Origin of the sequence: Rhizobium sp. CFBP 8762, from assembly GCF_014841565.1 — a bacterium.
Taxonomy (GTDB): domain Bacteria; phylum Pseudomonadota; class Alphaproteobacteria; order Rhizobiales; family Rhizobiaceae; genus CFBP-8762.
The window spans coordinates 1049584-1072571 of sequence record NZ_JACYUD010000001.1 but is presented as its reverse complement, the minus strand read 5'-3'; the positions used below and the strand labels follow the sequence as shown (position 1 = coordinate 1072571).

Below are 22988 nucleotides of genomic sequence, written 5' to 3'. Positions count from 1 at the left end.
CACCTATATGGCGGCTGATCTCAACGTGCTCCCTTTTTTCAAGGAGAAGGCTTGCCGATGACGAGACCCACCACCGATCAGGCGGAGGCAAGCCCAACCAAACGGTTCTTCGTGTCCATGCTGACGCGCGACATCAACCTCGCCGACGCGATCCTCGACCTTCTGGACAATTGTCTCGACGGCGCGCTTCGGCTCGCAAACGGCGGTAACGTCGATTACTCGCAACACTTTGTGAAAATCAAACTCGCCGCCGATCACTTCTCGATCGAAGACAATTGCGGCGGCATCCCGCGCGAGGTCGCCAAGAACTACGCCTTCAAGATGGGCCGCGAGCCCGACGACGACCGGGACTCCGAATCCGAAACCATTGGCATGTACGGCGTCGGGATGAAGCGCGCGATCTTCAAAATGGGGCGTGAGGCGCTGGTTCGAACCCGCCATGGGGACGATACGTTTGAGGTGCCGATCACGTCGGCTTGGCTCGAAGCCAAGGGTTGGGACCCACTCCCGATCAACGAGCCAACGGAAGCGAGCGAGGAGCTCGCGGAGCCCGGCACTGTGATTCGAGTCGACGAATTATACGGGGGTGTCGCAAGGCATTTCGCCAACGAGGCGTTTGAGAACGAAGTCCGCACGGCCATCTCCGAACATTTCACGATGTTCCTTCAATGGGGATTGAAAGTCGATCTCAATGGCACGCCGGTGGAGCCCGTTTTTGTCGAAGTTCTGGTTTCCAACCGTGCCGATGGACCGGCGCCGTTCGTCTTCCAAAAAGCAATCGACGATGTGCTGGTTTCGATTACCGTCGGCCTCAACACGGGGCGCAGCCTCGGCAACGATGACGAGGACGAACCGGGCTTCGAGCGTGACCGCTCGTCAGCGACTGCCGGCTGGACGGTCCTTTGTAACGATCGCGCGGTGATCGTCGGTGACAAGAGCCGTCTGACGGGTTGGGGTGATGGCATTCCACTATACCATCCGCAGTTTGCGATCATTACCGGTATCATCGAGTTCCGATCCAAGCTTGCCGACAAACTCCCGGTCACGACGACGAAGCGCGCGCTCGACACGTCGTCGAATGTTTGGCTCGAGTCCTTGGTCAAGATGAAGGAAGGTATGCGGATTTGGATCTCGTATACCAACCAATGGAAGAACCATCCGCGCGTTGACCAGTCGAATTACTGGGAGGACTCAAAGCCTTTGTCTTTGGCCAAGACGATCGCCGCAATCGCTTTGCGTAGCGATGTCAAGAAGAGTGACAGCCAGATCGAATTCAACCCGCAGAAGGCGAAGGTTCTGCCCGAACCGCCTGGAAAGACTCCGTCTTCAAGGCGCGTCGTCTTCTCACGGCCCGTGGAAGAATTGCGTCTCGTTTCAAAAATGCTCTTCGACGTCGATGACGAGAAGCCGGGGATCGTCGGCGAGAAATGTTTCGAGCTGACACTGGCCAAAGCCAAGAAACAGGAACCTTGAGACATGAGCGCCGGATCTTCGCTCCCCTACCGACTGAGGCCCAACAAGGCTGTCGACCGAGAATTGTTTCTCTCCCTGTTGATGCGGTTGGCTCCTGTCCTTTCGCTAGAGAAATATCATTACGTCGGCCTCGGCGGACCGTTTCTCGAAGACTTCCGATTGGTTCATGCCAGGCTCGGCGTCGGTCGGATGACCTGCATCGAAACTGAAGCGGAGGTCCATAAACGCCAACTCTTTAATCGGCCCATCGCATCAATCGAGTGTGTCCACAACACGCTCGAAGAATACCTGGACGAGATCGATTTCGAGACGCCGGCGATCGTCTGGTTCGACTACACGGAGCCGAAGGGCATCACTACGCAAATCGAACGCTTTGCGCGGACGATTGGCGCGGTTCCGCTCGGGAGCGTGCTTCGGATAACGCTAAATGCCAATCCAGAATCGCTCGGGAAGCCGCTCCCAAGCGACATTTCGGTCGAGATCGGTGACGCTGCATCGGGTGACCGTGCGGCAAAGCCAACGGTGCAGGAGTGGCGCCTTGCTCGTTTCAAGGAGCGGGTTGGTCAACTCTTTCCGAGCGGGCTATCCCCCGAGGGTATGACGCACAAGACCTATGGGGCGAGCGTACTGCGTGTTCTCAAACTGGCGGTCGAAAAGGAAGCTCTCAATTTTCGTGATCGCCAGATCGTATGGTCACTGGCGACCCACTACAAGGACGGTCAGGCCATGGTAACGGCCGCACTTGTCGTGTGCGCAGCCGCCGACGCTTCCGTTGGAAATCTCTTGAAGGAATGGGAGTTTCTTTCGACGCCGGACGTTCCCCATCGCCTTGATCTACCCGCCCTTTCCACGCTGGAGCGTTTGACCATGGAATCAAACGACGACATTCGGGAGAAGATGGCCTTCGATCTCCCCAAATCTGATATGGGCGAAGATCCGATAACGGTCTTCAAGAAATTCTATCGTATCTATCCACATTTCTCTCGCGTCGAGCTGTAGAGATTTATTCGAGGGCGACGCATGAGCTTGACCGTTACTTCAGACCCGCAAAGTTGGCTTACAAAGGAGCTGATTTGGCTTGGCCCGTGTATGGCAAGGCTGGAGGGCAAGCGCTCGGCCTTTCCGGCAATCAATGAGGGGCATTGGGTCGTTGCGGCGGAAGCTGATGGGAAGTTGAAGCGCGTCGGCAAGATTCTCCGCATCCGGGCCGATCTAAACACAACGATGGTCTATTTCGATCATGTCCATGATTTCAGCGCATCGGGAACAGTCGCCGACCTCGGATTGACGCTGCCGAGCGGCCCAATCGCACGGCTTCGTCCGGAAGATCTCGCGAATATTCTCGCCCTGGACGACATATCGATAGCCGATGTTCCGCTCATACAGAACGTCGCTTATGTTCGCGACCTGCTCGAAATAGCAGTCCGCGACGATCTTCTCGGCCCCGCCGGTGGGCCGCACGAGCTGATCAAAGACATGAGCGTCCGCGACCGCTATCTGGTCGGCAAACTCGCACCGCGACGGCTGGGCGACACCGATATTGTCGCCGTCGAGCCGGCTTCCGGCGCAGATGAAATCCGAGACATCGAGGACGAGCGGGCGGCGCCCATCCATGAGCCCGGTGCCGAGTTCGCGAGCGTGTCAGGGCGCGTGGAGCCAGAGGACGACGCCCTCGACGAAATCGACACCACGAACAATCAGTCCCTCGTGCCGTCCAGCATCGGGTTTACCTTCTGCGTCGCGCCGGGTGTGGAGTCACTGGCCGCCGAGGTCCGGTGGGGACGCTATGAGCGTGTCCCAGGCGACGAACACGATGTAGTCAAGACACGCAAGAACCGAGCGACTGGCCGTGAGGAGGAGACCAAAGTCAGGGTATGGCGGAGAGTCCCGTGCGGCGGAATTCTTTCCCTTTCGCTGAAAGACGGACCAATGCGGCCGGCAACGCCGGATCGTGACCAGCCCGAGGTCCGGCTGCAAGGGACTATCCGTACGAATGCCCAAGGTGAGCGCCTCGTCACCCTTTTTCTCGTGAACGGCCAGTTGGAGCCCGACGAAAACAAGGATCGCGCTTGGCTGTTCCAACCTCAGATCTCGGTAGCTGGGCCGGAAGGCGATGCTGATCCAGCTATCTTCAGGCGTCGCCCTTCTAATGAAATCGTCGTCGATGATCCGGAACGCGATCGCTTGGCCCTGATTTATCGTAATCGGCTGGAGTTCGCTGTGGGCCACGGCGTATCCGTCCATGCTGACACGACGCCAGAAGATCCCGCGAAAGCTTCACACCTCCGCACGGAAATCATCCCGCGCTACGAGGTCGCTGTGACCGAAACACCCGGTCTCGAGCCGGATGATCGCCCCGCCATGCGCCGGATGATCGACGAAGAATGGCTCGACATGGGCCGCCTCGCGGACATGGCACCGCAACAATTGCGGGAGGCCCTTACATGCTTGGTCGAGGACTATGCGGCGTGGATCGGGGAACAGAGAACGCGACTGAAAACCGAGATCGTCGGCTTCGACATTCCGGGACAAGATGTGATCGCCCGCTGCGAAGAGACCCTGCGCCGCCTTCGCGAAGGAATGGACACGCTCTTTTCCGACAATGCTGCGCTATCGGCATTCCGCTTCGCCAACAAGTCGATGGCACTTCAGCGCGTGCGAAGCCTCTACGCCCTCAAACGCAGACGCGGCGAGACGGCCGACGCCGCGCAACTCGACATCCCGAGAAATAGGTCCTGGCGCCCGTTCCAGTTGGCGTTTCTCCTGTTGTCTGTCCCATCCCTCGCCGATCCGGCACATCCAGATCGAACGAAGCCCGCTGAAGCCTTCGCCGATCTCCTCTGGTTCCCAACGGGCGGTGGCAAGACCGAAGCCTATCTGGGTGTGGCGGCTTTCGCGATGGCGATGCGCCGATTGAAGAATGATCTCGGCGGCCTCGATGCATCACGTGGTTTGGCCGTTATCATGCGGTACACGCTACGCCTGTTGACCCTGCAACAGTTCCAGCGTGCTGCGGCGCTTCTGTGTGCTATGGAAGTGATCCGTCGCGCCGACGAGAAGCTCTGGGGCAAGGAACCCTTCTCGCTGGGGCTGTGGGTCGGCAATCGGGTGACGCCGGGTCGAACCGAGGACGCCCATCAAGCGATCGAGGCATTGCGGAACGGCGACCGAAACAAATCTGGTGTCGCGTCGCCGGCGCAGTTGACGAGCTGCCCTTGGTGCGGGTCCGAGATCTCCGCGGGTCGCGATATCGAGGTCGATCGGATTGCCGGGCGAACGCTCATCCATTGCAGCGACAAACTCGGCACTTGTGAATTCTCGCGTGCCGGCTCTAGCGGCAGCCCACATCCCGGCTTGCCCGTGAAGGTGGTTGATGAGGAAATCTATCATCGTCCGCCGACCATGATGATCGCCACCGTCGACAAGTTCGCAATGATGGCGTGGCGGCCGGAAGTGCGAAACCTATTCGGCCGGGTCGATGAAGAATGCGAGCGTCACGGCCTGCTCTGGCCGGGGCACGATTGCGGCACGGGGCATCGCGCGCGCGGCGCTCATCGCGCGGCGAGGGTGAAGCCGGTTCGCGCCGCCGTTCGGCCTCCCGATCTCATCATCCAGGATGAGTTCCATCTCATCAGCGGGCCGCTCGGCACCATGGTTGGTCTCTACGAGAGCGCCGTCGATGAGTTGAGTTCCTGGCATCTCGGTGACACAAAGGTCCGGCCCAAAGTCGTAGCATCGACCGCTACGGTTCGGCGTGCCGAAGATCAGGTCCGCAATGTATTCATGCGGCGTACCTCGATCTTTCCACCCACCGGCCTCGACGTCGAGGACAATTTCTTTTCGGTTCAGCGCCCCGTCGATGAGAAGCCCGGCCGCCGCTACATGGGTATTTGCGCCCCCGGCAGCTCCCGACCTGCGGTATTGATCCGGACGTACACGGCCTTCCTCACCGCCGCCCAAGCGCTCTACGATCGCTTCGGCCCGGTCGCCGATCCCTATATGACGCTCGTCGGTTACTTCAATTCGCTGCGCGAGTTGGGCGGAATGAAGCGTCTCGCGGAGGATGACGTGCAGACGCGTTCCTTCCGCGTCAACATGAGCTTGGTCGATCGCCCGGGTTTGTCACAACGTCGCGTCGATGACGTTCGTGAACTCACCTCGCGTGTCTCCAGCCATGACATCCCACGCTATCTCGATCAGATGGAGATTCCATTCACCGGGATCCTGGATCCCGCAACAGGTACATGGAAGGAGCATCGGGCTCCGGGCTCCCCACGCCCTATTGATGTCGTTCTCGCCACCAACATGCTTTCAGTCGGCGTCGACGTGAATCGTCTCGGAGTCATGGTCGTCAATGGTCAGCCGAAGGGAACCGCGGAGTATATTCAGGCGACCAGCCGCGTGGGTCGCTCGCCGCCGGGCCTGGTTGCTACCGTGCTCACTTGGGCACGTCCTCGCGACCTCTCTCACTACGAGACCTTCGAGCACTACCACGCGACCTTCTATCAGCATGTCGAAGCCCAATCCGTGACGCCATTCTCTCCCCGCGCGTTGGATCGCGGTCTTACAGGGGCGATGCTGTCCATCATGCGAAACACTTATGATCCCTTCGCTCCAAATGCGGGCGCGGGCGCCATGAACAGCCCCAGCCGACCAGAGATGACGGAGACGATCCGCGTCGTTTCCGAACGAACCTGGGAGGTCACGGAAGACTCCGCCAAAAAGTCGTTGACCGAACAGGAACTCAAGCATCGTGCCGACGACTGGGCCAAGGAGGCGAGCGTCGGAGGTCGTGCCCTCGTTTATCAAAAATATGGCGCTGGTCCGACGGCCTATCCCCTTCTGGAAACACCGGGCGTGAAGCCCTGGACGGATTGGACCGTGCCGATGTCTATGCGCGAGGTCGAACCCGGCGTGAGATTGGTGATGGAAGATTCGCGATCGAACAGTGATCCGGTCTGGCGCGCCCGCGTTGCTCCAGCCGATGGGGGTGATGCATGAGCAAGACGCCCGTCGGTGAAATTCGGCCCAGCCAACTCCTTTGGACTTACGGCCCCGGCGCCCTGATCGATCTGCCCAACCTCTCTGTCGTCACGATGGGCATTGATCGTTGGGAAAAAGACAGGTGCCAGCCCATCCAGGAAGCCCGGTTACTCGCGAACGTTCGAAGTGTTCTCGGCCCGCAGATGGAATCGCTGAGAATGCCTCCGCTCGGCGACCGTGACGTTGTCGATCCATTCTCCGCTGCGGCTCTCATCGGCGTCCCGGTCAAGCCGTTTCCCCGATGGTTGCGCTGCGTGAAATGCGGTCTGCTGTCGCCGTACGATGCTGGCCTCTTCAAATTGAAAGAGAACCGGTATCGTCCGGAACTGACACGCTTCGTCCATGAGGGATGTAGAGGTTCGAACAACGATCAACGGGCCAAAGACGCCGATGCCGTGCCGGCGCGTTTTTTGATGGCTTGCCGTGAAGGACATCTCGATGATTTCCCGTGGCATTGGTTCGTTCATGGCGGTCCGTCGGATTGCCGCGGGACACTCCGGTTTTTCGAAAGCGGAGCCTCGCTGCAAACCGAGAATCTCTGGGTTAAGTGCGATGCCTGCGGCGCATCGAAGAATATGGCCCAGGCCTTCGGTCAAGCCGGAAGAGACAACCTCCCCGCCTGCCGCGGAAGGCATCCGCATATCGATCGGTTCGATGATGACTGCCCCGAAGATCCTCGGGCGATCCTTCTCGGCGCTACCAATGGGTGGTTTCCGGTAACATTGTCTGTCCTCGCCATTCCTCAAACGGGGAGCCCCTTGGCGCAACTCGTTGGAGATGGCTGGACCTTCTTCGAAGATGTTTCCTCGGCCGACGAGGTAGGATTTGTGGTCAAGACACTGAAGAAGACGGCTCAGCTCCCCGGCATCGATCAGTTCACCAACCAGCAAATTTGGACTGCCATAGAGGCTCAGAGGAGCGGAGGCGCGGACGTCGACCAAAGCGACCTCAAAGAACCCGAATGGCAGGTTCTCACGGCGGACGATCCACCGACCGACTACCCGCATTTCATGAGCCGGAAGGTTGGAGTTCCAAAAGGGTTCGAAACGGCAATCTCTCGCGTCTTGCTGTTGGAACGCCTGCGCGAGGTGAATGCTTTGCTAGGTTTCACGCGCGTCGAATCACCGGACGAGGGATCCGGCGACGATGCTGCGCCACGTGCTCCGCTGGGGCGTTCGGCACCGAATTGGGTCCCGGCGACCCAGGTGCATGGTGAGGGAATCTTCATTCGCTTCGACGCCGGAGCTTTGGACGCATGGGCGGACGAGGATCCGGTCAAGGAAATCGATGCCCGCTTGCGTACGGGACATCGCGGGTGGCGCCAAAAACGGAACCTTGATCCGAGAGAAGGTTATCCGGGCGTGCGGTACGTGTTTCTACACACCTTGACCCACATGCTGATCAGAGAACTGGCTCTGGAATGCGGATATAATGCCGCCAGCATCCGCGAACGAATATATGGAGAAGTCGACGGCGAAAAAGATCAAGCCGGAATCCTGATTTACACCGCCGCCGCAGACTCCGACGGAACGCTTGGTGGCTTGGTCGAACTGGGAAAACCTGAAAACCTCGGACGATTGCTCAGGCAGGCTCTGGATCGCGCCCACGTCTGTGCTTCCGACCCTCTATGCTCCGAGCACGATCCTAGCAAAGACCAGTCGCTGCATGGCGCTGCCTGCCACGCCTGTTCCTTCGTCTCGGAAACGTCTTGCGAAAGGGGCAACAGGCATTTGGATCGTGCGCTGGTGGTCCCCACGCTTGAAAACCCGAACGCGGCATTTTTCCGGTGCTCATGATGGGACCGCTCTTGGATGCGGTCGCGAAATTCGTGGCCTTGGTGTCGCCATCGAAGATCGAAGCAATAGCGTCACGACTGCGTGGCGCTTTACCTTCCGACCCGGGGCAAAACCTCCAGGAGGTCGTTGGCACACCAGCGGGTCGAGCCGCCTTGGCCGCGCTTATGACTGCTTGGCGGGACACCGCTTTGCCCGGTAATGTCGTGGCGGGAATGCTGTTGGGAGCGGCTCATACCAGGCAGCAGACGCAGCGAGACAATAGCGTCGAGCTCGTGTGGACTGGGCCGACGACGCCGTTCGTAGCGACCCGCCGTACCGAACAGGTGCTCTTGGATCTCATCAGACAGGCGAAACAAGAGCTTTTCGTCGTAAGTTTCGTCGCGTACGACGTGCCTTCGGTCATAACAGCGCTCAACGACGCCATTGATCGAGGCGTCGATACCCGTATTCTCGTCGAGGCCTCCTTGACCCAGGGTGGCAGTTTGCTCGTCGATCCGGTGGCGACGATGAGAAATGCCGTTCCCTTGGCCCGGTTATACGTCTGGACCGATCGCCCGCACCCATTCACCAATGGTCGGGTTCACGCGAAGGTGGCCGTCGCGGACGGCGCCATTGCATTCTTGACGAGTGCCAATCTGACGGGACACGCATTGGAAAAGAATATGGAGGCAGGTGTTCTGCTCACCGGCGGATCAACCCCAGCCAATTTGCGTGATCATATGTTTGCATTGATCGAAACAAAGGTGATTAGATCTGCCTAGCTAATTCAGCATCGGAACTATTGCAGTGATTCAGCGTCTGATCATCGACAGCAACATGCTGCAATCGGAACATCTCAGGTACTTTCTCAATACCTCATCTACCAATTTTGCGGTTCTGCCCGATTTCGCTTGGTTTGAAATTTACAAGCAGAGATCAATCGAAGCGGTTGCTTCGGCCCTGTCCGTGATTGGTGATTTTCCTGAACAGGTCATTGTTTTGAAGTCAGGACGGGAGATCGCGGAAATCGATTCCCTAACGCCAATGATGCCGCCCCTGATGCAGTATGAGGATACGGCAGGGAGCATTCGAGAAATGGTCAACATCCTGAATGGACCTGGCCGAAACGCGCCAGAGATTCTTGATCAGTTGGATCGCATGTGGGATGGCGCTGTGAATTTTCTTCCTGGCATGCTCGAAGGCGCCCAAGATATAATGACCTCTCTGCCAGAGATGTCCGAGCAGATGTTCAAACCACAACACCTTCGTATCATTCGGCAGAACTCACGATATACTCCGGAAATGTTTTCCTCTATTTTCGGAGCTGCCGACCAGATATGCGAGACTTTGTCGGATGGAGGAAAGCAACGTTCCACTCCGTCAGGGTTCGGCGAGCATAAAATTCATACCTATCTCTACCGTTATGCCCTTGCACTCGTCATCTACCTTCTCTGGTGGATCAGGAATGGAAATCAGGCTCAAAAGCGGCTTGATCGAGCCAGAAACGATCTCATCGACCTAAGCTTTGCTGTGTACGGGACATATTACGAGGGTCTGATGACTTCCGACAAGAAGGCGGGATGGATGTATGAAAACCTTCGCCTCGCGCTCGATGCCATTGAGATGGAAACGACGACAAACCGGTAATTCCGTTTGCACTTTTGGGGCGTCCTCCGCATGCAGCCGCCCATCGAGTGAACCGCATGTCATGCGTAGCCACGATAGACGTGGATATACGCGGAAAGCGCCTGACAAACGGCCCTCTTGCCTCTAGCATTTGTAGAATGTCGACCGGGCCTTGGACAGACGAAGAGAATGACCTGATCGTCGTGGACTATTTCACGATGCTTGCTGATGACGTCGCAGGGCGCCCTTATAGCAAGTCTGATCATAATCGACGAATGCTAGAGAAAATCGATCGTTCTCGAAAGTCCGTCGAGTTCAAGCATCAAAATATCAGCGCTGTACTCAAGGGCTTGGGCGAGGATTGGATTCCGGGCTACAAGCCCGCTTTCCATTTCCAGGCATCTTTGGTCGATGCGGTGGCGCGCTGGCTTGCGCGAAACCCGCATTGGCTGGCCCGGAAGCCGAATATGTCGACAAAATCTGCACTGAGGGAGCCTTCATCCATTTGGATCGGACCTCCGCCGACACATTCGAATCAGCCTCCGCCGCAAGAACTGGAGCAGACGCTCCACATCGCTCGAAAGTTCGACGTTGCGGCGAGAGACGAGCGCAATCGTGTCCTGGGGCGAGCTGGCGAAGAACGTGTCTTGGAACACGAACACGCGGCATTAATCGGCGCAGGCCGTGACGACCTTGCCAGAAAGATACGTTGGGTGGCGAACGAAGATGGGGATGGACTCGGATACGATGTCGCAAGTTTCACTTCCGATGGCCGATCACGCCTAATCGAGGTCAAAACTACCAACGGCTGGGAACGCACCCCCTTTGAGATCACGCGGAACGAACTGGCGGTGGCCGAGGAGAGGCGATCTGAGTGGTGCCTTTTCCGCCTCTGGAACTTCTCTCGCGAGCCAAAGGCGTTCGAATTATACCCTCCACTGGATGCCCACGTTTCGCTGACTGCGACGACGTTCCAAGCGAGTTTTGGTTGAATAGCCGCAAACAAGACCAATGGCTGTCAATTGGCGTCGCAGCAGGCTGGATCGGCCCGAACGCCAGCCTCGATATGAGTGCTGCATCCACGATGTGAGGTTTCATCGCCTTGGGATGTGCCGATGGGGCGGATATCCGGTGATCGTGAAACTTCTCAAATACCGACCGAGGAGATCAACCGCTCATTGACCCAAGCTCAGCGCCAACGTCGCGCGCGGCATGAGAAATGCGGCAATGTCCTTTATGACATTCGCGAGATCACCCGGATCGTGGGCGACATCTCTGACAAAAGCGTCCCACTGTCGCTGCTTTTGCGCATCCCCGGCAAAGGCTGGTGTCAGCGCATCCGGCAGATCTCGAGGTATTGCCGTCCCGCGCCGCGCGAAAGTGGCGGCGATCGCGCGGGGCAACCTGTCATCGTCAAAGGTGAAGGACCGGCTGAGAATCCAGATGTCGTAGAAGTCCTTCATCCGGGTATTCGCCCGCCCCAGCGCAACCATCGCCTGGAATTTCTCGGCAATGACGGTTTCCCGCGCGTAGCCACGCAGCCGGGGCATGGGAAAGTCCAGAATGGACGGAAAGTCCAGCATCTCGGCTCCGGGCTCCGTCGCGTCACCAAAACCGATGTCGATCGTCAGACTGACCCGGGCACCGCCGATCGATGCCGTCGTCCGCAGTCGCAGGCCGCCATACTCCAGTTCCTCGCGGATTCGATCGACACGAAGCGCATCGACGTCGAACTCCACGCCGTCGGCAGCACCCTGCGCCAGGATCTCCCGAAACGTCGCCAGCATCGGCTCCGCGCTCGGATCGCCGAAGCCCAGCAGATCAAGGTCGCGCGTGCCACGGTGCGGGTCATCGAACCAACTCATCATCAGCATCGCGCCCTTCAGCACGAAGCGGTCGGCGTGGGGTGACTGGCTGAGCCGGAAGAGCAGCCGCTCCAAGGCGAAGCGGGTCAGGACAAGATCGAAGGTCTGGGCGCTCGTCTTGGAGACCTGCAACAGGCGGGCGCGAACCGAAGCGCCGATATTCTTTATCTCCTTAGCCATTGGCGGTCAGCGCCTCGAGATAGGGCCGAACGACCGTGGCGACCGTTCCTCGTTCAGCCTGCCTGGCAATCTCGCCCGGCGTTGTCTTGCTCTGGCGCAGCGCTTCCTGAAGGCCTTCGATCGCCACGGACAGGCCAATCTTGTTCCGATATCGGAAGCAATCGGCGATCGTCTTTGCGACGCTGAAGACCTTTACAGTTACCCCCTCGACAGGATGTGTTTCAACACCCTCCGCCAGCAGACGATCTGTGAAACGTACCAGCCGAATGGGCGTGCCTTCGGGTTTCGGGGACCAGTCCTTCTGGCCCACGGCGAGCCAAACCTGCCTCGGGAGCTGATCCGTCAGACCATGAAAAGCCAGGGCCGAAACGAGGCAAACGACGCCCTTGGGAACCCGTTTGGCGGCCTCTGCCAGATTGTGGTGAACGTCGAGGGGTGCATCAGAAAGTTGATAAAGTCCTCGCGCGAGCCGAAGCACCTCGCCGTCGCGTTCCATGCGGCTCATGGTGGCGGCTGTTACGCCCGCCTCGCGCAGCTCTGCCAGGCGCGAAATGCCGCGCGCGGTCAGCACGGTATGGGCAATCTGGCGTTGGGACATGGATGATGGCACGATACGGAAACTCGGAACATAGGACTTACTGTCCGAGGATTTGTATCATTTTTCGCATGGCGAGGAAAGGTGCCAGGTAGAAGAGGCTGCCGCTCTACGAAACGCGTTCGTTTCAAACGGACCCCTGAGCCAACAGCGACGACTGCTTATCGGGTCACCTTGTACATCCGCACCGGGAGGGGAAAGCCTTCCCCTGCGTCCGAGCCTTTGGTCTCGACCGACCCCTTCTGCGGGGCGGCTGCCCCGCAACGCCCCGCTGAGAGTGAGAGAGTGGACTTGTTTCCCGTGACGGGTTGAAGGTTGGAGAAGAGGTCTCCGACGCCCGTCATGGAGTTTGTCCCATGAATATGCAGGTCCTCGATGCGCGCCGTGACACCAGCGGCGGTTACAAGGTCGATGTCGGCCGTGGCGAGCGGGTCGGCCGCGTCTCGTCAGAGTGGTTCTCGCGTCCGGCCGACGAGCGCTACCTCTCCTTGTCCGAGTTGGCCCACACGGTCCGCGACCGCACCGAACGCAGCCGGACGCGGGTGGTGGAGAGCGCGCTCATCCATGTCGAGGCGAACCGCAACGATTCGGAGCGGTTGGCCCTCATCCTGCCGGGCACGGATGCGGCAATCGCGCCGACACACTGGTCCTTCGGACAACTCGCCAGCCTGGTCGGGGCTCCCGCCGCCTATCTCAGGCAGCTCCCGGCCGCACTTGCCGCCATCAACCTGCAATACGGCCTGACCTCCAATCGGGCCGAGCAAATCAAGACGTTCGAAACCGACAATGGCCGAGTCGAGCTGCGCGCCGTCACCGGCCCGGACTACGGCCGGATCTTCGACCACGAGTTGGTCGAGGCCGTGCAGCGCATCGCCGGCAACGGCACGGGTGACACCCGCTGGAAGGTGCCGGGCGTGCTGGACTGGTCGACGGGCGTCTACAATCCGCGCGTCGACATCACCAAGGATACGACGACGCTCTACGCCTCCGATCGCGACGTCTTCCTGTTCCTCGTGGACGACCTGAACCCGATCAAGGCCGGTCGCCTCCCAGACGGCTCGCCCGATCTCTATTTCCGGGGCTTCTACTGCTGGAACTCCGAGGTTGGCGCCAAGACGCTCGGCATGGCGAGCTTCTATCTCCGCGCGGTCTGCCAGAATCGCAATTTGTGGGGCGTGGAAGATTTCGAGGAAATCACCATCCGCCACTCCAAATATGCGGCCAATCGCTTCGCGCACGAGGCAGCCCCGGCGCTGGCGAACTTCGCCAACTCCTCGCCCCTGCCGTTCGTCAACGGCATCAAGGCGGCCCGCGAGCGGATCGTCGCCAGAACCGACGAGGACCGCACCGACTTCCTGCGTCGGCGCGGCTTCTCCAAGGCCGAGACCGGCAAGATCATCGACAGGGTCCTGTCCGAGGAAGGCCGCCCGCCGGAGAGCATCTTCGATTTCGTGCAGGGCATCACCGCCATCGCCCGCGACAAGCCGCACCAGGACGCCCGCCTCGACATGGAGGGCAAGGCCAAGAAGCTGCTCGATCGAGCTGCCTGATTTCCGCGAAGCCGGGGATGCGGTTTTCCGTATCTCCGGCTTTGCGCTTCCGTGCCTTTCAGGTTTGCCGGTTCGTGGCGCTGCCCCTTTTAGAGGAAGAGGGCGGCGCTTCGCTTCGTGACGGGTTGGAGGTTGAGAGAGAGTCTCTCGGCCGCCCGTCGCGGAGTAAATCCCGATGGCTACTGCCGTTCAGAAGATCATCCTGTCGTCCTCGCGCGACATCCCCTTCAACAAGCTGGTGCTCTCCCAGTCCAACGTCCGGCGCGTGAAGGCCGGCGTCTCGATCGAGGACCTGGCGGCCTCGATCGCTCGCCGCGGCCTGATCCAGAGCCTCAGCGTCTTCCCCGTCGTTGACGCCGAAGGCGTCGAGACTGGCATGTTCGAGGTGCCGGCTGGCGGCCGCCGCTTCCGCGCACTCGAACTGCTGGTGAAGCAGAAGCGTCTCGCCAAGGTCGCGCCCGTCCCCTGCGTGGTCCGCGATCGCGACGGCGTCATCCTCCCCGAGGAAGTGTCGCTCGCCGAGAATATCGAGCGCGCACCTCTCTTAGGTTCTGTGTCGCAACTGTCCTGTTGGGTTCGTACAGCCGTCATGGTTTTGAGCGACACTGGTGGGACATATAAAGGAAGGCACGCAGACGTCCGCCTCAAGCGTTCCCGCAGCGAAGCGAGAACAACGCTTGAGGCGGCGGCGACACCACAAGCTAGTCCATGAAGTGCAGGACTAATCCTGCACTTCTGCCACGTGGCGAACGGGAGAGCGCGAGGGGAACCCCTCGCATAAGAGAAGAGTGCGCCGGAGGCGCTCCGCTCAAGATAATATCCGGTTCGAAGAACTGTCTTCTTTGTCGCTATGCAGGGCTTTTGGCCCTGGCTGATGTCTTTTGCCGCTTTGAATGGCGGCGAGCAAAGAGGACAGGTCATGGTGCGGATTATTAAGGCGGCGATGGGTTACGCTGCAATCCCGGCCGGCTTTCCGATCTTGGTGTCGGAACGGATGGCGATCATCAAGCCGGCGTTTGCCTGGTTGATGGAACTGGCGACGATACCGGGCCGCTCCCATGCGACGGAAACAATCCGGACCTACGGCGAGCACCTGCACGACTGGTTCGACAGTTTGGAGCAATCCGGTCTCGACTGGCGTATGGTTAGCGAGGCTGAGATCGCGGCTTGGCGCAATCGCATGCTGTCACAGCCGAGCCCGCATACGAAACGGCCATATGCGCGCTCGACGGTGAACGATCGGGTCCGCACGGTCTGCCGGTTTTATGCCTGGGCGCAAGGCCGCGGGTGGATTGAGACCTTGCCGTTCCACTTTGTCGATTTGCGGGTGGGTGCCAGTCGGCGACAATCGTTCCTTGCGCATGTCGATGCGCGCCCAGGCGTCATGGCGGCGAACATCCTGACAGTCGCCGAGCACGAACGGTTACCGCGGCCATTGCGGGTTGACCAGTTGCACCGGGTGTTTGCACATCTGGACATACCTTACCAGTTGATGGCGGAATGGGCGCTGGCGACGGGATTGCGGCGCAAGGAGCTTTGTGGCCTTGCCGTCTTCCAGGTCCCGGAGACGGCGCATCTGGACGAGGAGGATCATCCGCTTGTCGGCGTGCCTCTGACGATCACGAAAGGTGACAAGCCACGCACGATCTACCCGCCAATCCGTCTGGTCGATCGTACGCAACGCTATATCGACGAGGTGCGCACGCCGCAGGTCCGGGCGTTGCGACGTCAACGGCCGGACTATCGGCCGCCTTCGGCGCTGTTCCTCAACGCTCAAGGAAACGCGGTCAGCAAGACGCGATTGACGGCGGTGTTTGCAGAGGCATTCCGGGCAGCTGGTGTGACGGGAACCTTGCATTATCTGAGGCACACATTTGCGATGACCATGCTGGTGCGGTTGCAGCGGCAGGCATTGACCACGCCGGACCTCAATCCGCTGAAAATCGTGCAGGTGCTGCTAGGGCACAGCTCGATCCAGAGCACTGCAATCTACCTGCGCTGCGTCGAGCTGAATGCGCGGGACCTCGCCGACAGCATCGACTATCTCTATGGCGAGTTGATCCCCGATGGCTGTTAGACGCGGGCACATCGATCGGCGGCTGGCGACCGCGGCGCCGATTGTTCTGGATCAGCCAGCCGGCACCATCGTCGTCTTCCGCGACGGCTGGGGCGAGGTCACGAAGCGCTACGATCTCGGCGCGCTCGGCTTGCCGCGGGACGTCGCGATGCTTCTGGCCGACGCCTTTCGCCACCATCATGCCGTCTCGAGCCATGATACGCAGCGCCATTGCTGGATGGCGCTGCGGTCGTTCGCGCGATTTGTTGCAGAGGACGGCCAGGTACTATCCGCCGACGATCTGACCACCGCTATGGTCGGGCGCTACATCGCCTGGTTGGATCGGCAGGTCGCAGGACAGACGAACAAGTCCTGGTCCAAGAGTTCGCGGGCGAATGTCCTGATGCAGCTTCGTCAGATGATTGACTGGACGAAGCGCCGGCATCCGTCGCGGTTGCCGGGCCGCATCGACTTCCCCTGGCGGGTTTGGCCGAACCGCAATGCCGACGCCCGATCACGTCTTGCCGGGGAGGATCTCAAGGCGATCCTGCGCGCGTGCTACGAGGAAATAAACGAAGCATGGGAGCGCTTCGAAGCGGGGCGCACCATGCTTATGACGAGCGATCCGATCGAAGGCATCGACCCCAAGCTTTGCGACTTGGTCCGGGCGCTCGCGGGGGCGAATGACGGCGTGCTGCCGTCGCGGACGCTTGCGATACGCAGCGGCGTCAACATCTCGGCAGTCAACCGTCATGGCGGCCTTCGTCACATTGGCGGTTATCTTCACCTGACAGGCGAAACGGTCGTCGCATTCTTCATTGCGCTGTCGATCCAGACCGCGGGCAATCCGGATGCGCTGCGGCTGATGACGCGCGATTGCCAGGTGGCGCATCCGCTCGACGAGCATCGCATCATCGTCGAGTGGGCCAAGCCTCGGGCCGGTGCGAAGGTGAAGCGCGCACAAAGGCGATCGTTCGATCGCCGCCGCCGCTATGCGGCGCCGAACCTGATTGACAGGCTTTTGGCGATGACGGCGCCGCTCGCGGCCCGGGCCAGCCGCCAGGATCGCAATCGTCTGTTCCTGGTGAAAAGCGAGAAAAAGGATGCGGTGACGCTGATTGCGGAGGCGACATTGTCGCATGCCCTGAAGGCCTTCATCAAACGCTCGAATGCCCGGATATCCATCTGGAACAAGGCGGCGCCCGAGCGCGCACGCCAACTCTTGCCGGATTTTGCCGCCGTTTTGCTGCGCGGCAGCGTCGCCACCGAATATTACAAGGCGTCCGGCGGCGACATCGTCGCGACACAGGACGTGCTCAATCACGCTCGCGCCGACACGACCGAGCTTTACATCAAGGGGCCTCAGACGCGCCGCATCCAGCGCGAGACCATCGCCCGATTGCAGGGGCTGATGCTTGGCTGGATCGTCGGCGCGAAGGCTGACGTGCAAGATGAGGCGCAGCGCGATAGCATTGCGCTGGCGGCCAATGCGACGGCTCCGTTCAGCCATGATTGCCTCAACCCGGCCACTGGCACAGCGCCGGGATCGGCTGCTGGCAGGATCTGCCGGTACTTCGGCGGATGCCTGCGTTGCCCGGGATTGGTTATCCCGACCGATGCGGAACACATGGCGCGTGTTCTTCAGGCAATCGGCGAACTGGAGCGAGCGCGGGAACGCATCGACCCGTGTCGCTTCGAGCTTCTGTATGCGCCGAGCCTGCGGATTTTGACCGACGACATCCTCCCCGACTTCCCACCCTCGCTGCGTGCGGAGGCCGAACGTCGAATGTTGGGACTGCCAATCCTTCCGGCGCTGGAGTGAACGATGACTGCGTCCACGGCACCCGATCTTGCAATCACGGCGAGGCCAGCGCTTCGGATATCGGCGCGCTCGCTATGGTCAGACCAAGTCTGGCATCTCGACGGCCATCGCCCCGGCGCAAACCGGAGTGACTTCTCGCTCGACTGGGGATTTGCCCTGGCCGACGACAGCCGGTTCAGTGATCGGCAATGGGCTGACTGGCGAGAGGCGGCGAAGCTGTTCTTGTGGAGCCTGAAGTTGGACCCGCCTGCAGGCCGCCGCAATGTCCATGAATCGACCATCGTCCGCGTCTTTAATATGCAGAGGACGCTGATCCGCTGGATGGCGGCGCAAGGGTACCGCAGCTTCGCCGATCTCGACCGTGCTGGCAGCGACATGTTCTTGGCGGCGATGGCGCAGCGTCCTGGCAGCAAGCCGGGCAAGGCGCTGTCGGCCATGACCCTGCAACACTACGCAAATTTGCTGACGCTTCTGTATCTCCAAGGATCGAAGTTCCCGGAAGTGGCAATTGATGATCCATTCCCAGGGACTGTGCCGCCGTTCGTTCGGCGTGACCCAGGCTGGCTTCCCTATACGCCAGACGCGATCGCCGTGCCATTGGTCTCGGCGGCCTTGCGGCTGATCGAACAACCGGCGGACGACGTCATCGCTTTGCAAATGCAGGCGCAGGCTGCGTATGACGATGCCCTTGCCAGTGGCATCAGCCAGACGAAGGCCGGGTTCGTCGCGACCGACGCGATCAGGGAGTTTACCTTCTCGACCCTGTCCGGAGAGGAATCTCCCTGGCATGAAGCGCCTGTCACCAGCACTAAGCAGGTGCGGTATCTTGCAGATCGCATTTACGACGCGTGCTTTGTCGTCGTCGCTTATCTGGTCGGCGCCCGCGTCTCGGAGATCCTTGGCCTTCAGGTCGGCTGCATCGAGCAGCATCCTGCCAGTGATGGCAGCGAGAGCTTCGCCTATCTCGCCGGCCAGATCTACAAGACGGCGCGCGGCGTCGACGGCGAAGCCCATCGCTGGGTTGCTCCAGCGCCCGTCGAGCGGGCCGTCTTGGTCATGGAGCAACTGACCGCTCGCCTGCGGGCCCAAAGCGGGCGGTCAGAGCTCTTTCTGGTGATGGCCAGCACGGGCCTTGTCGGTCCCGCTGCGAGAACTGACCTGCCCGTCGTCTCCACGATCATACGGCGGCTGAACGATCTGTTCGCACCGTTCATCGGCCTGCCGGACCACGAGGGCGAGCCCTGGCATCTGAATACCCATCAGGGCCGAAAGACCTTTGCGCGCTTTGTCGGCAAACGCGACCGCACCGGACTACATGCGCTTCAGGCGCACTTCGGCCATGTGACCCGGGCCATGACCGATCGTGGCTATGTCGGAACCGACTTCGCGCTTGACGACCTGATCGATCGGCATACCCGGGAAGAAACCCGCGCGGCTCTCGAAGAGGTGCTGACGGCGACGACGCTCGCCGGCAAGGGTGGACGCATGATTGCCGCTCGCTCGCAGTTCCGCGGGCGCACACGCGACGGCGATGTCCAGGCTTATGTCCGGTTCCTGACGGAAGAAACTGACCTCCGCCTCGGGGTCTGCGACTGGGGCTATTGTGTCTATCGCGTCGAAACGGCTGCCTGCTTCGGCGACGAGAAAGGACCCAACCCCGTGCTGCGGACTGAAAGCACGTGTCTTACCTGCGCCAACTTTGCCGTCACGGCCCGGCATCGACCGGTCTGGCAGGCGCGCCGCGACCGCAATGCCGATCTTCTCGCTCACCCCGGGCTGGACCCGGTCAGCCGCCGGGTTGCGGAAACACGGATCGTCGAATGCGATCGCATCCTTGGCGAACTCGATCATGGAAAGGATGGTCGCGATGGCGCGTAAACCCAGCAAAACACCGGCGCTGATGCCGCACGAAAAACGCCTGCGCAACACCGACCGCAAGCTGCGGGAGGCTCTGGAGCGCCTGGTGAAGGGACTGCCCACACACCCGGACCTGCAAAAGCGATCCTACCGTCTGACCATTGCCACGCTCGCACGTGAAGCGCGTGTCGGCCGCAATGCGATCTACACCAACCACCGCTCGATGATCGACGAGTTGCGTCGCGCCAGCGATCGCAAGGTCGTCCCCGAGAAACTGGCGGCCTGGGAAGACAAACTCGCCCAGCAGCGCGCTCTGATCCAGGTCTTGCAGATCGAGGAGCGGCGTATGGTGACGGAAAATGCCGTCTTGCTGAAGCGCATCCTCGACGCCGAGGCGGAGGTCGAGCGGCAGAAGCGTCATAATGCCCGCCTGATAACTGAGCGCGATCGCGCCATGAAGCCGGTGCCTCTCCCGCGCGGGCCAAAATCCTGATGTCGTCTGCGATTGCAGGTTGGTTACCGCGCTCGTCGCAGGACAATTGTCGTCCTATCTATTGCCCGCAACACTCGTGCGCGGCATGATCTGCCGCATGCTTGACCCCTTCGATCCAGACAGCTTCATCGTGCGCGCCGAGGTTCATATCCTCGGCATCGAGCCCATGATCAGCCGCACGCTCGAACTGCCCATCACTCTCAACCTCGCTCAACTCCACGAGATGCTGCAGGCCGCCTTTGGCTGGACCGACAGTCATTTGCATCAGTTCAATATCGGAGGCCTTATCTACGGGGCACCAGAGTTCGATGAGGATGGTCTGTCCGACAGCCGGACCTTCGAGGCGACCGAGGTCAGGATGATCGACCTTCACTTTCCCTACGATCCCGAGGAAAACCCGCTCACGATCCTCTACGAATATGACTTTGGCGATAATTGGCGTCATCTGCTGCGCCTGGAGCGCGTCGCGCGCGAGGAGAATGCCAAATATCCTCGCTGTATCGCAGGCAAACGTTCCGGACCTCCCGAAGATGTTGGTGGGACTTCAGGCTATGCTGACTTCCTCGAAGCCTGGCTCGATCCTGACCACGAGGAACATAATGCCATGCGCCGGTGGGTGGGTCGCAAGTTCCACCCGGAGACCTGCAATCTCGACGACATCAACAAGGCGATCGCCAAGGCCATGCGCGCATCAAAGGGCGGCTATCGCTTCCGTCGAGAAAGCCCGTAATTGACAGACCCAAGAGGGCTTCGAAGCCAAAGATACACTCGAAATACGGAGCGCAGCTAAAAAGTCCTTAGAATCAGCGCTGTCCAGCTAAAAGGACACTTGACGCATAACCTAAGCGTTGCATCCCCTCGATCAGTTCCGCGCCTTCCACGACATGCTGACCAATGGCATGACCGAGGAGGAGATCGCCGCGGCATTCTTCGTGCCCGTCAACGTGGTCAAGCAGCGGCTGCGCCTCGCAACCGTGTCGCCCGCACTGCACGACGTTTATGCCGACGACGGCATGACGCTGGAGCAACTCATGGCCTTTACAGTCGCCGAAGACCATGATCGTCAGGCTCAGGTCTGGGACGCGATCAAGGACGCCTGGTCGAAGGAGCCCTATCAGATCCGGCGCATGCTGACCGAAACCACGGTGCGGGCCTCAGACAAGCGCGCCGTCTTCCTTGGCACCGAAGCCTATGAGGCGGCCGGAGGGATCGTCATGCGCGATCTGTTCCAGGCCGACGATGGCGGCTGGCTGCAGGACGTCGGGCTTCTCGATCGACTCGTCGCCGAGAAGCTGAAGGCCGAGGCCGAGGCGATCGCCGCCGAGGGCTGGAAGTGGATCGAGGTCGCGGTCAGCTTCCCCTACGATGCCGTGCGCGGCCTGCACGAGGTCTCCGGCACGCCGATCGATCTATCGGCGGAGGAACAGGCGACCATCGAGGCGCTCACCGCCGAGCAGGCCAGGCTCGAAGCGGAATATCAGGACGCCGACGAACTGCCCGACGAGGTCGACGAGCGTATGGGCGAGATCGAGTCCGCTCTGGCGGCGTTCGACGATCGCCCGGAGCACTTCGACCCGACCGACATCGCCATCGCCGGCGTCTTCGTTAGCATCGACGCCGACGGTTCGCTTTCGGTCGATCGCGGCTTCGTCCGGCCCGAGGATGTGCCTCAGGTCCGGTCCGATGGCGAGGAGGGATCGGAGACGGATATCGAATCCGTCGACGCCGATCGCCCGTCGCTGCAACGCGCCGTCATTACCATCGGCGGACAACCCGCCGAGTCCGATGACGACGATGAGGACGACGGGATCAAGCCGCTGCCCGAACGCCTCGTCGTCGAGCTGACCGCCTATCGCACCCTCGCGCTGCGCAACGCGGTGGCGAAAAACCCGCACATCGCCATGACGGCGCTCCTCCACAAGCTGATCTCGGACACGTTCATGACCCGCATGTATACGGGCGCCATGGAGGCCGGGGTGAAGCACATCTTCTTCCCCGTTCAGGACGAGGCGCTGAAGGACAGCCCCTCCGCCCGGGCCGTGCAGGAGCGCCACGACGCCTGGGCCAGCGACATCCCAAAGGACGATGACGCCCTTTGGGACTGGCTCGCCGGTCTCGACGACGCCAGCCGCATGGCTCTGCTGGCACATTGCGTCAGCTATGGGGTCAACGCGCTCTATGAGCGGCCGAACCCGCACAGTGCTGGCGGCGTGTCGCAGCACACGCTCGACATGCGGCTCGCGCAGGCCGACCGCCTGACGCGAGCGACCGGGCTCGACATCGTCGAAGCCGGCTGGCGCCCGACCTTCGGCAACTACCTCAACCGTGTCACCAAGCCACGCATCCTCGAAGCCGTCCGCGAAGGCGCCGGCGAACGGGCAGCGCAGCTCATCGACCATATGAAAAAGGGCGACATGGCCAAGGAGGCCGAGCGTCTGCTGGCCGATAGTGGCTGGCTGCCCGAGCCGCTTCGGTTGGCCGGCGTTGACGGCGATCCCGCAGCGGACGCGGACGGAGCCGGCGAAACCGAGGGGGCCGAACTGCCCGACTTCCTCAGCGCCGACGAAGATTCGGAAACGCCACCCGACAGCGAGGATGACGACCGTCACCTCGTCGCCGCTGAATGAGTGGCTCGCGGGGCGGTTTCGGCCGC

16 protein-coding genes and 1 pseudogene are annotated in these 22988 nt (G+C 60.7%); 15 read left to right on the top strand and 2 right to left on the bottom strand.

The features are described from left to right. Nucleotides 1-57 precede the first annotated feature (57 nt). The 7 genes from IFT84_RS05145 to IFT84_RS05115 all read left to right on the top strand — a co-directional run bounded on the left by IFT84_RS05145 (nucleotide 58) and on the right by IFT84_RS05115 (nucleotide 10909). Nucleotides 58-1473 (top strand): ATP-binding protein, encoded by a 1416-nt coding sequence (locus IFT84_RS05145; protein ID WP_244651105.1) that lies wholly within the window; start codon nucleotides 58-60, stop codon nucleotides 1471-1473. Nucleotides 1474-1476: 3 nt separating this feature from the next. Next, nucleotides 1477-2472, top strand: coding sequence for an O-methyltransferase (locus tag IFT84_RS05140; RefSeq protein WP_192117514.1), 996 nt, complete (start codon nucleotides 1477-1479; stop codon nucleotides 2470-2472). Nucleotides 2473-2493: 21 nt separating this feature from the next. Beyond that, entirely contained in the window at nucleotides 2494-6474 is a 3981-nt protein-coding gene (gene drmA / locus IFT84_RS05135; protein ID WP_192117513.1) for a DISARM system helicase DrmA, read from the top strand. After that, a complete protein-coding gene (drmB, locus tag IFT84_RS05130; protein WP_192117512.1) occupies nucleotides 6471-8312 on the top strand; it encodes a DUF1998 domain-containing protein in 1842 nt (613 codons plus the stop codon). Before drmA ends, drmB begins: the two co-directional genes overlap by 4 nt. After that, on the top strand, nucleotides 8312-9073 hold the full coding sequence (gene drmC, locus IFT84_RS05125; RefSeq protein ID WP_192117511.1) for a DISARM system phospholipase D-like protein DrmC: 762 nt from the start codon (nucleotides 8312-8314) through the stop codon (nucleotides 9071-9073). Before drmB ends, drmC begins: the two co-directional genes overlap by 1 nt. A 25-nt stretch (nucleotides 9074-9098) precedes the next feature. Further along, on the top strand, nucleotides 9099-9938 hold the full coding sequence (locus tag IFT84_RS05120) for a hypothetical protein (protein ID WP_192117510.1): 840 nt from the start codon (nucleotides 9099-9101) through the stop codon (nucleotides 9936-9938). 137 nt (nucleotides 9939-10075) lie between these two features. Then, entirely contained in the window at nucleotides 10076-10909 is an 834-nt protein-coding gene (locus IFT84_RS05115) for a DUF3883 domain-containing protein (RefSeq protein ID WP_192117509.1), read from the top strand. 183 nt (nucleotides 10910-11092) lie between these two features. Here IFT84_RS05115 and IFT84_RS05110 read toward each other — a convergent pair whose 3' ends face one another. Together IFT84_RS05110 and IFT84_RS05105 are read right to left on the bottom strand one after the other, a co-directional pair. Continuing rightward, on the bottom strand, nucleotides 11093-11962 hold the full coding sequence (locus IFT84_RS05110; RefSeq protein WP_192117508.1) for a nucleotidyl transferase AbiEii/AbiGii toxin family protein: 870 nt from the start codon (nucleotides 11960-11962) through the stop codon (nucleotides 11093-11095). After that, on the bottom strand, nucleotides 11955-12560 hold the full coding sequence (locus IFT84_RS05105) for a type IV toxin-antitoxin system AbiEi family antitoxin domain-containing protein (protein WP_197975431.1): 606 nt from the start codon (nucleotides 12558-12560) through the stop codon (nucleotides 11955-11957). Before IFT84_RS05105 ends, IFT84_RS05110 begins: the two co-directional genes overlap by 8 nt. A gap of 353 nt (nucleotides 12561-12913) precedes the next feature. Here IFT84_RS05105 and IFT84_RS05100 point away from each other — a divergent pair, with 353 nt between their 5' ends. From IFT84_RS05100 to IFT84_RS05065, 8 genes and pseudogenes are all read left to right on the top strand, one after another. After that, nucleotides 12914-14107: a DUF932 domain-containing protein gene (locus IFT84_RS05100; protein WP_192117506.1), complete on the top strand. Its 1194-nt coding sequence runs from the start codon at nucleotides 12914-12916 to the stop codon at nucleotides 14105-14107. A gap of 175 nt (nucleotides 14108-14282) precedes the next feature. Further along, nucleotides 14283-14651: pseudogene (locus tag IFT84_RS05095) on the top strand (ParB/Srx family N-terminal domain-containing protein); the annotation flags it as partial. A 375-nt stretch (nucleotides 14652-15026) separates the two neighbouring features. Further along, nucleotides 15027-16184, top strand: a complete 1158-nt coding sequence (locus tag IFT84_RS05090) for a tyrosine-type recombinase/integrase (protein ID WP_192117505.1) — start codon at nucleotides 15027-15029, stop codon at nucleotides 16182-16184. After that, on the top strand, nucleotides 16174-17985 hold the full coding sequence (locus IFT84_RS05085; protein ID WP_192117504.1) for a hypothetical protein: 1812 nt from the start codon (nucleotides 16174-16176) through the stop codon (nucleotides 17983-17985). The genes IFT84_RS05090 and IFT84_RS05085 overlap by 11 nt, the downstream gene beginning before the upstream one ends. A 3-nt stretch (nucleotides 17986-17988) precedes the next feature. Then, complete coding sequence (locus IFT84_RS05080) at nucleotides 17989-19863, top strand: integrase (protein ID WP_192117503.1); 1875 nt, start codon at nucleotides 17989-17991, stop codon at nucleotides 19861-19863. Next, nucleotides 19853-20335: a hypothetical protein gene (locus IFT84_RS05075; protein WP_192117502.1), complete on the top strand. Its 483-nt coding sequence runs from the start codon at nucleotides 19853-19855 to the stop codon at nucleotides 20333-20335. The genes IFT84_RS05080 and IFT84_RS05075 overlap by 11 nt, the downstream gene beginning before the upstream one ends. 85 nt (nucleotides 20336-20420) lie before the next feature. Further along, nucleotides 20421-21065, top strand: a complete 645-nt coding sequence (locus IFT84_RS05070; protein WP_342212832.1) for a plasmid pRiA4b ORF-3 family protein — start codon at nucleotides 20421-20423, stop codon at nucleotides 21063-21065. A 154-nt stretch (nucleotides 21066-21219) separates the two neighbouring features. Continuing rightward, nucleotides 21220-22962, top strand: a complete 1743-nt coding sequence (locus IFT84_RS05065; protein WP_244651104.1) for a ParB/RepB/Spo0J family partition protein — start codon at nucleotides 21220-21222, stop codon at nucleotides 22960-22962. The last annotated feature ends 26 nt before the right edge of the window (nucleotides 22963-22988 follow it).

What these genes read in the sequence shown, in the direction of transcription:
- IFT84_RS05100 (WP_192117506.1), top strand. Translation starts at nt 12,914, where the DNA reads ATGAATATGCAGGTCCTCGATGCGCGCCGTGACACCAGCGGCGGTTAC.
- IFT84_RS05140 (WP_192117514.1), top strand. Translation starts at nt 1,477, where the DNA reads ATGAGCGCCGGATCTTCGCTCCCCTACCGACTGAGGCCCAACAAGGCT.
- IFT84_RS05085 (WP_192117504.1), top strand. Translation starts at nt 16,174, where the DNA reads ATGGCTGTTAGACGCGGGCACATCGATCGGCGGCTGGCGACCGCGGCG.
- IFT84_RS05070 (WP_342212832.1), top strand. Translation starts at nt 20,421, where the DNA reads ATGATCTGCCGCATGCTTGACCCCTTCGATCCAGACAGCTTCATCGTG.
- IFT84_RS05080 (WP_192117503.1), top strand. Translation starts at nt 17,989, where the DNA reads ATGACTGCGTCCACGGCACCCGATCTTGCAATCACGGCGAGGCCAGCG.
- IFT84_RS05110 (WP_192117508.1), bottom strand. Translation starts at nt 11,962, where the DNA reads ATGGCTAAGGAGATAAAGAATATCGGCGCTTCGGTTCGCGCCCGCCTG.
- drmA (WP_192117513.1), top strand. Translation starts at nt 2,494, where the DNA reads ATGAGCTTGACCGTTACTTCAGACCCGCAAAGTTGGCTTACAAAGGAG.
- IFT84_RS05090 (WP_192117505.1), top strand. Translation starts at nt 15,027, where the DNA reads ATGGTGCGGATTATTAAGGCGGCGATGGGTTACGCTGCAATCCCGGCC.
- drmC (WP_192117511.1), top strand. Translation starts at nt 8,312, where the DNA reads ATGGGACCGCTCTTGGATGCGGTCGCGAAATTCGTGGCCTTGGTGTCG.
- IFT84_RS05065 (WP_244651104.1), top strand. Translation starts at nt 21,220, where the DNA reads ATGCTGACCAATGGCATGACCGAGGAGGAGATCGCCGCGGCATTCTTC.
- IFT84_RS05075 (WP_192117502.1), top strand. Translation starts at nt 19,853, where the DNA reads ATGGCGCGTAAACCCAGCAAAACACCGGCGCTGATGCCGCACGAAAAA.
- IFT84_RS05105 (WP_197975431.1), bottom strand. Translation starts at nt 12,560, where the DNA reads ATGTCCCAACGCCAGATTGCCCATACCGTGCTGACCGCGCGCGGCATT.
- IFT84_RS05145 (WP_244651105.1), top strand. Translation starts at nt 58, where the DNA reads ATGACGAGACCCACCACCGATCAGGCGGAGGCAAGCCCAACCAAACGG.
- IFT84_RS05115 (WP_192117509.1), top strand. Translation starts at nt 10,076, where the DNA reads ATGTCGACCGGGCCTTGGACAGACGAAGAGAATGACCTGATCGTCGTG.
- drmB (WP_192117512.1), top strand. Translation starts at nt 6,471, where the DNA reads ATGAGCAAGACGCCCGTCGGTGAAATTCGGCCCAGCCAACTCCTTTGG.